At 63.9% G+C, this 7,176-nt stretch carries 8 protein-coding genes; all 8 read left to right on the top strand.

The window, feature by feature from the left end:
• Positions 1–545: 545 nt before the first annotated feature.
• Positions 546–1,307: an alpha/beta fold hydrolase gene (locus P9M14_03670; GenBank protein MDP8254825.1), complete on the top strand. Its 762-nt coding sequence runs from the start codon at positions 546–548 to the stop codon at positions 1,305–1,307.
• On the top strand, positions 1,308–2,168 hold the full coding sequence (locus P9M14_03665) for a nitrilase-related carbon-nitrogen hydrolase (GenBank protein ID MDP8254824.1): 861 nt from the start codon (positions 1,308–1,310) through the stop codon (positions 2,166–2,168).
• Positions 2,165–2,368 (top strand): hypothetical protein, encoded by a 204-nt coding sequence (locus P9M14_03660; GenBank protein ID MDP8254823.1) that lies wholly within the window; start codon positions 2,165–2,167, stop codon positions 2,366–2,368. The genes P9M14_03665 and P9M14_03660 overlap by 4 nt, the downstream gene beginning before the upstream one ends.
• The gene (argS, locus tag P9M14_03655; protein MDP8254822.1) at positions 2,358–4,010 is read left to right on the top strand and encodes an arginine--tRNA ligase; all 1,653 of its coding nucleotides are present in this window, start codon (positions 2,358–2,360) and stop codon (positions 4,008–4,010) included. Before P9M14_03660 ends, argS begins: the two co-directional genes overlap by 11 nt.
• Before the next feature lie 39 nt (positions 4,011–4,049).
• Positions 4,050–4,781 carry an SPOR domain-containing protein gene (locus tag P9M14_03650; GenBank protein ID MDP8254821.1) on the top strand — a complete coding sequence of 244 codons (732 nt, stop codon included), beginning with the start codon at positions 4,050–4,052 and terminating at the stop codon, positions 4,779–4,781.
• A 9-nt stretch (positions 4,782–4,790) separates the two neighbouring features.
• On the top strand, positions 4,791–5,855 hold the full coding sequence (locus P9M14_03645; protein ID MDP8254820.1) for a glucose-1-phosphate thymidylyltransferase: 1,065 nt from the start codon (positions 4,791–4,793) through the stop codon (positions 5,853–5,855).
• Positions 5,856–5,863: 8 nt separating this feature from the next.
• Entirely contained in the window at positions 5,864–6,319 is a 456-nt protein-coding gene (locus tag P9M14_03640; protein MDP8254819.1) for a dTDP-4-dehydrorhamnose 3,5-epimerase family protein, read from the top strand.
• A gap of 205 nt (positions 6,320–6,524) precedes the next feature.
• A partial coding sequence (locus tag P9M14_03635; protein MDP8254818.1) for a formylglycine-generating enzyme family protein occupies positions 6,525–7,176 on the top strand: 652 nt, incomplete at its 3' end.

Below are 7,176 nucleotides of genomic sequence, written 5' to 3'. Positions count from 1 at the left end.
GATGGAGGGAGCTGAAATCATCCTCGCCGGAGGAAAACCAGCAACGATACTTGACTGCCCTCTTTCATAGGCGGCTCGAAGCCGGGTGCGACAGCTCGCTCAGCGCGGTCTCAAAGAAGTGTTGTTCATCGAGACAAAATGTTCCGCACGATTATCGGTCATAGATCGTGGCGTGGCACATGGCACCGCAAACTGCGCTTATCAGTCCACCTTCCGATGAGAACGCGCTGAGCGGGCTGTCGTGCTTGGTCAGGTGGTAAATCTCAAGACAATGCGCTGCTCGCGCCTACCAAATAATGTTATCCAACATTATTACCCACTCCACCTCCGCCGCGGGGTGGGTCGTGGCATTAGGACCAGCGAACTACGCGAGCCTTGCCCCCGGCTCAAAGCCGGGCGCGGGGAGGGTCGTGGAGCGACGACCCTGGTCCGCTCGCGTGCCATGCCGCAGCTCCAAGCTGCCGCGTGCCATGCTGCGGCTTGAAGCTGCCAATTGACGCTCCATAGGACGCGTTATAGGATACGATCCGCTCTGAGGAGACGCGATGAAACGGTCCATTCTGCTGATTACAGCGCTGTGCGCGCTGCTGGTGATTGCTGCGCCGCTTGCGGCGCAGGGCGATGGGCCCGTGGGCTCGACCGTCAAAATCGTCACCTCGGACCAGGTGGTGCTGGTGGGCACGCTGTATCAATCAGGCGAGCAGGCGCAGCCCGGCGCACTGTTGCTGCACATGATGGGCCGCTCCCGCAGCGATTTTCAGGCCCTGGCCCGCGAGCTGGGAGCGCGCGGCATCGCCTGTTTGGCCATCGATCTGCGCGGCCACGGCGAGTCCACGCAACGCATCGGCGAGCATCCGGCCGAGCTGGATTATCGCCGGTTCACGAATGATGATTTCGCGGGCATGCTGCTGGACGTGCGCGCCGCACGCAGCTTCATGACCGAGCATCCGATGATCCAGGGCAACGCCGTAATGATCGTCGGGGCCAGCATCGGGGCCAACGCCGCGCTGGTTTACACTGCGCAACACGGCGGGGTGCGGGGCCTGGCGCTGCTCTCGCCGGGGCTTGATTATCGCGGCCTGACCACCCAGGGGGCCGTGACCGAGTTGCGCGATTGCCGTTTGTTGTTGGCCGCGGCGCAGGACGACGAGTATTCGGCGCGCACGGTGCAGCGACTCAAGGAGTCGGCGCAGGTGGACGCGGAGCTGCTGCTTTACCCCGCTGGCGGGCACGGCACGCGCCTGTTACAAAACCGTCCCGAGCTGTTCGCGCGGCTCGTGGAATTTATCACCCGGACTTTGCAGTAGATGATCAACGAAAACGCATCCAAATCCAAGACAGTGGCCGCGATCCAGGTCGGGCCGGGGCCCGATCCGCAGGCCAACATCGAACGCTGCGTCGAGCTGATCAACGTGGCCGCGGACCAGGGCGTGAACCTGGCCTGCTTTCCCGAGCTGGCGCATCTGCCGTGGTTTCCGGCGCAGATCGATGAGCGCGGATTCGAGCTGGCCCAGCCGCTGGACGGCCCGGCCATCAGCGCGATCCGCGAGGCCGCGCAGCAGCGCGGCGTGGCCGTGGTCTTTCCGTTTTTCGAGCGCGACGGCGAGCGCTGCTACAACTCCACCGCGTTGATCGATGAGCACGGCGAGGTTCGCGGCGTGTATCGCAAGCTGCACGTGCCCCAGCTTCCGCGCTGGGAGGAGCGGCACTACTTCAGCGCCGGGGACAACGGCTTTGTGCTGGCCCAGCTGGCCGGACTGCGGGTCGGGGTCCAGGTCGCGTGGGACAACCTGTTTCCCGAGGGCTGCCGCGCATTGGCCCTGGCCGGAGCGGAGCTGATCGTGGCGCCCACGGCCAACTGCGGCGAGAGCCACGATCTGTGGCTGCGTGCGATCTCGGCCAACGCGCTGTTCAACGGCGTGTACGTGCTGCGGGTCAACCGCGTGGGCGGCGCGCCCGAGCAACACTTCTACGGTCGCAGCTTTCTGGTCGACCCCTACGGCGATCTGGCGGGGCAGGAGGCGGGTGAGGCCGAGGGGCTGATGCTCGGCGAGCTGCACCGCGAGGCGCTGGTGCTGATCCGGCGCGAGTTCCCGCTGCTGCGCGACCGCCGCCCCGACCAGTACGCCGCGATCTGCGATAACCAGGATCAGGAGCCCCCCGAATGACCCTCGATGCAAGAACCATCTGCGCCCTTTGCGCCTGGCGCGGCACCTGCGCCAAGCGCTTCAACGTCGAAAAGAACAAGCTGCGCTGCCCGGACTACAGCCGCGACGTGACAATCGCCGAACCCGAGCAGACCGGCGAGCCCAAGCCCGACGATCCGCGCCATCGCGGCCTGCCCGCCTGGGGCGATGATGAAGACTGAGGTCGTCAAGCTGATCAACGCTGCGATCGCCGCCGCGCAACAAGATGAATCGCTGCCCCCAGGCGATACGCCGCAGTGGGAGATCAGCGTGCCCAAGGAGGCCGGGTTCGGCGACCTGAGCTGCAACGTGGCGTTCAAGCTCGCCAAGCAGGCCCGGCGCGCGCCGCGCGATGTGGCGCAATCGATCATCGATCATCTGCCGGACAACGCGCTGCTGCGGCGCGCCGAGGTTGCGGGCGCGGGGTTCATCAACCTGTTCACGGCCCGCGACGCCCTGGCCGAGCAGCTCACGGCCCTGGAGGCCGCGGGCGCGGGTTTCGGACGCATCGACCTGGGCAAGGGGCTCAAGGTCAACATCGAGTTCGTCAGCGCCAACCCCACCGGCCCGCTGCATGTGGGGCACGGCCGCAACGCGGCAGTGGGCGACGCTGCGGCGCGGGTGCTCGAGGCCGCGGGTTACGATGTGGTGCGTGAGTACTACGTCAACGACACCGGCGTCCAGATTCGCAACCTGGGGCGCACGATGCTCGCGCGCTGCCGCGAGCTCGCCGGAGAGCAGATTGAGCTGGACCAGGATATGTACCACGGCGAGTACGTCATCGAACTGGCCAAGCAGCTGCGCGAACAGCGCGAGAGCTTTCCGCCGACCGACGACGAGCTCGACGCTGTGGCGCGTTGGGCCGCGGACCGGCTGTTGCAGCGGATCAAGGACGACCTGGAGCAGTTCCGCGTGCCGATCGACGTCTGGAGTTCCGAACGCACAATGGTTGAGGCCGGAGAGGTCGACCGGGCCCTTGGCGATCTGGAGCAGCACGGGCACATGTTCGACCAGGACGGCGCCAAGTGGTTCGCCTCGACCCGCTGGGGCGACGATAAAGACCGGGTGGTGACCAAGTCCGACGGCAGCCGCACCTACTTCGCCTCGGACATCGCCTATCACCGCGACAAGTTCGAGCGCGGCTTCGACCGGCTGATCGACGTCTGGGGCGCGGACCATCACGGCTACGTACCGCGCATGCGCTCGGCCTGCGCCGCGTTGGGGCACGATCCGGACGACTTCCAGGTAATGCTGATCCAGATGGTGCGGCTGATGCGCGAGGGGCAGGAAGTTAAAATGAGCAAGCGCTCCGGGGAGTTCGAGACCCTGGCCGACGTGGTGAGCGAGGTCGGCGTGGACGCGGCGCGCACGATCATCCTCTCGCGCCGTCACGACGCGCACCTCGATTTCGACCTCGACCTGGCGGTCAAGAAGACCCTGGACAACCCGGTGTACTACATCCAGTACATGCACGCGCGGATCTGCTCGGTGTTCGCCAAGGCCGTCGAGGCCGGGCTGACGATCCCGAGCGTTGCGGACGTTGATCCGCGGCTGTTGCAGACCGCGGACGAGCGGCAGCTGATAAAAACGATCCTCAGCCTGCCCGACGCAGTGGCCTCGGCCGCGCGCGAGCTTGAGCCGCACCGCATCACCGCCTGGCTGCAAAGCCTGGCCGGACAGTTCCATCCGTGGTACGCCGGACACCGGATCATCTCGGACGATCCGGAGCTGACCGCGGCGCGGCTGTTGATGTGCAAACTGGTCAAACAGGTCACGGCGAACGCCTTGGCCTTGATCGGTGTCTCAGCCCCTGAGAGGATGTGAGCATCAACACCAACGCCTGCTGCCGCCAGGGGGGAAACCATGCGTGACCTGCGCAAGATCCGCGACAAGGTCGAAATCAAGCTGGACAACCGCCAGATCGCGGCGATCTTTCTCAGCTCCCTGGTGCTGCTGGCGATCGTGTTCTATCTGGGAGTTAAGGTCGGCTCGCGCCTCGAACAGGTGCGGCGCGTGCCCACCCCGCGGCCCGAGCTGACCACCCGCGGCGTGGCCGCGATTACCCCCACGCCCTGGGAGCAGATCGAGCCCGCGGCCACGCCCGAGCCCACACCTACGCCAGAGGCCGCACAAACGCCCAAAATCATTTCGAGCACCGAGCTTGATCCGAGCAACGTAACCGACGAGGTCGGCGGCATCCGCTACACCTTCGACGGTCCGGGCGGGACTGAGCCGCCGCCTACGGTCGAGCCCACGCCCGAGATAACTCCCGCGGACGCGGCAACGCCCGAGGTTGCGGCCACGCCCGCGCCCACGCCCGAGGCCGCGCCGACCCCGTACTCCCCGCCGATGCATGCGGGCAATTGGACCGTGCAGGTGGCCAGTTTTCAGGAGCGCGGCCAAGCCGACGCCGACGTGCTCAAGCTTAAAAATCACGGCTGGCCGGCCTACGTGGTGCGCGCCGAGATCTCGGGCAAGGGGATCTATTATCGTGTGCGCGTGGGCCAGTTCGAGGACCAGGACGGCGCGGAGAAGATGCGCGAGGCGATCGCCCAGGCCGAGGGGCGCAACGCGTTCGTAACCCGAATTAATTGAGGAGTGCAGATGAAGGGGCTAATCCTCTCCGGCGGTAAGGGGACGCGGCTGCGGCCGATCACCCACACCAGCGCCAAGCAGCTGGTGCCCGTGGCCAACAAGCCGGTGCTGTTTTACGGCATCGAGGCAATCGTTGGGGCCGGGATCGACGACATCGGGATCATCGTCGGCGACACCGAGAACGAGATTCGCGCCGCGGTGGGCGACGGCTCCAAGTTCGGCTGCAAAGTGACCTACATCCGTCAGGACCAGCCGTTGGGATTGGCCCACGCGGTGCTCACGGCCGAGGAGTACATCGGCGAGAGCACCTTCGTGATGTATTTGGGCGACAACTTAATCATGGGCGGCATCTCCGAGCTGGTGGCCGATTTCAAGGCTAAGCAGCCCAACTCGCAGATCCTGCTGCACAAGGTGCCCAACCCCAGCCAGTTCGGCGTGGCCCAGCTCGACCACGGCCGCGTGGTGCGTCTCGATGAGAAGCCCGCCGATCCGCAATCGGACCTGGCGCTGGTGGGCGTGTACATGTTCGACAAGACCGTGTTTAAGGCGGCGCGGGCCATCAAGCCCAGCGCGCGCGGCGAACTTGAGATCACCGACGCCATCCAATGGTTGGTCGACCAGGGCTACGAGGTAATCAGCCACGAGGTCACCGGCTGGTGGAAGGACACCGGCAAGCTCGAGGACATGCTCGAAGCCAACCGCATGGTGCTCGACACGTTTAAGACCCGCATCGAGGGCGAGGTCTGTGCGCAAAGCTCGGTGGAGTTCAAGGTGGTGATCGAGCCCGGGGCCAAGGTCGTCAACTCGACGATCCGCGGCCCGGCGATCATCGGCCGCAACGCGGTGATCGAGAATAGTTTTATCGGTCCGTTCACCGCGATCTACTACGACACGGTGGTTCGCAACTGCGAGATCGAACATTCGATCGTGCTCGAGTGCAGCCAGGTGCTGGACATCGACGTGCAGATCACCGACTCGCTGATCGGCCAGAACGTCAAGGTGCAGAAACTCAACCTCAAGCCCAAGGCCTACCGCTTTATGCTCGGCGACAGCAGCCTGGTGGGAATCCTCTAGGAGATAAAATGATCCACGGCGTGGCAATCAAACCGATTAAAGTTAATCCCGACGACCGCGGACGGCTGGCCGAGATACTGCGCAACGACGACGAGCTGTTCGAGCAATTCGGCCAAATCTACTTCACCACGGTCTACCCCGGCGTGGTCAAGGCCTGGCACTATCACAAGCTGCAAGACGACCACTTCTGCTGCGTACACGGCATGATCCGCGTGGGGCTCTTTGATACGCGCGAGGACTCGCCGACCAACGGCGAGACCCAGCAGGTGGTGATGGGCGAGCACAACATGATCCTGCTGCGCATTCCCAAGGGCGTGTACCACGGGTTCAAGGGCCTGGGCGAAAAAGAGGCGATTGTAATCAACGTGCCGACCATGGCCTACGATCACAATCAGCCCGACGAGTTCCGGCTGCCCGCGCACACCGATAAAATCCCATTTGACTGGGATACCACCGACCGCTGAACAACGCGGGGCGCACTATGTGTGCGCATCACTTCGATACGGAATGAGACTGAAACTCAACACGTAAATATTACAATCCCATTCAAAACGCGACGCTGTTTGGCTGCCGCCCGCGTCGCCCCGACTTCCTCGATTGCCGTTTTACTTATGATCGGCAAGGTAGTATTTATTCAAGATTGCAATGCGCATTAAAGGGAGGTTGCCCATGAGGGTTCGTCGGCTGCATTCGGCAGTGGTCATTCTTTTCCTGGTGTGCTCGGTCGTGTTTATCTTGTCCTGCTCTGACAAGACGCTGGGCCAGGCATCGCCTCCTGCGGTCATGGTCCTGATCCCGGGTGGCACGTTCCAGATGGGCTGTTCGCCCGGCGACAGCGAGTGCGATGGCGATGAGAAGCCAAGGCACCAGGTTACCGTCAGCACGTTCTATATGGACGTGTACGAGGTAACGCAGGCCGATTACCAACGAGCAATGGGCAACAACCCGAGCAAATTCTCTGGCTGCTCCAACTGCCCGGTGGAAAAAGTATCCTGGAACGATGCCAAGACCTATTGCGAACGGGTGGGCAAGCGCCTGCCCACCGAGGCGGAGTGGGAGTGCGCGGCGCGGGGTGGTACGACCGGAGTACGCTATGGCAGCGTTGATTCCGTAGGCTGGTATTTCGACAACTCAGACTTTAAAACACATCCTGTGGGACAGAAGCAGGCCAACGCCTACGGACTGTACGACATGCTGGGCAACGCCTGGGAGTGGACCGCGGATTGGTACGGCGAGAAGTACTATTCCTCAAGTCCCTCCCGCGATCCGAAGGGCCCGTCGTCGGGCTCGTACCGCGTTCTTCGCGGCGGGGCCTGGAACG

It is taken from the genome of Candidatus Alcyoniella australis (assembly GCA_030765605.1).
GTDB classification, from domain to species: Bacteria; Lernaellota; Lernaellaia; order JAVCCG01; family Alcyoniellaceae; genus Alcyoniella; species Alcyoniella australis.
The sequence above is the reverse complement of the archived record's forward strand: the minus strand, read 5'-3'. Positions and strand labels throughout refer to the sequence as shown.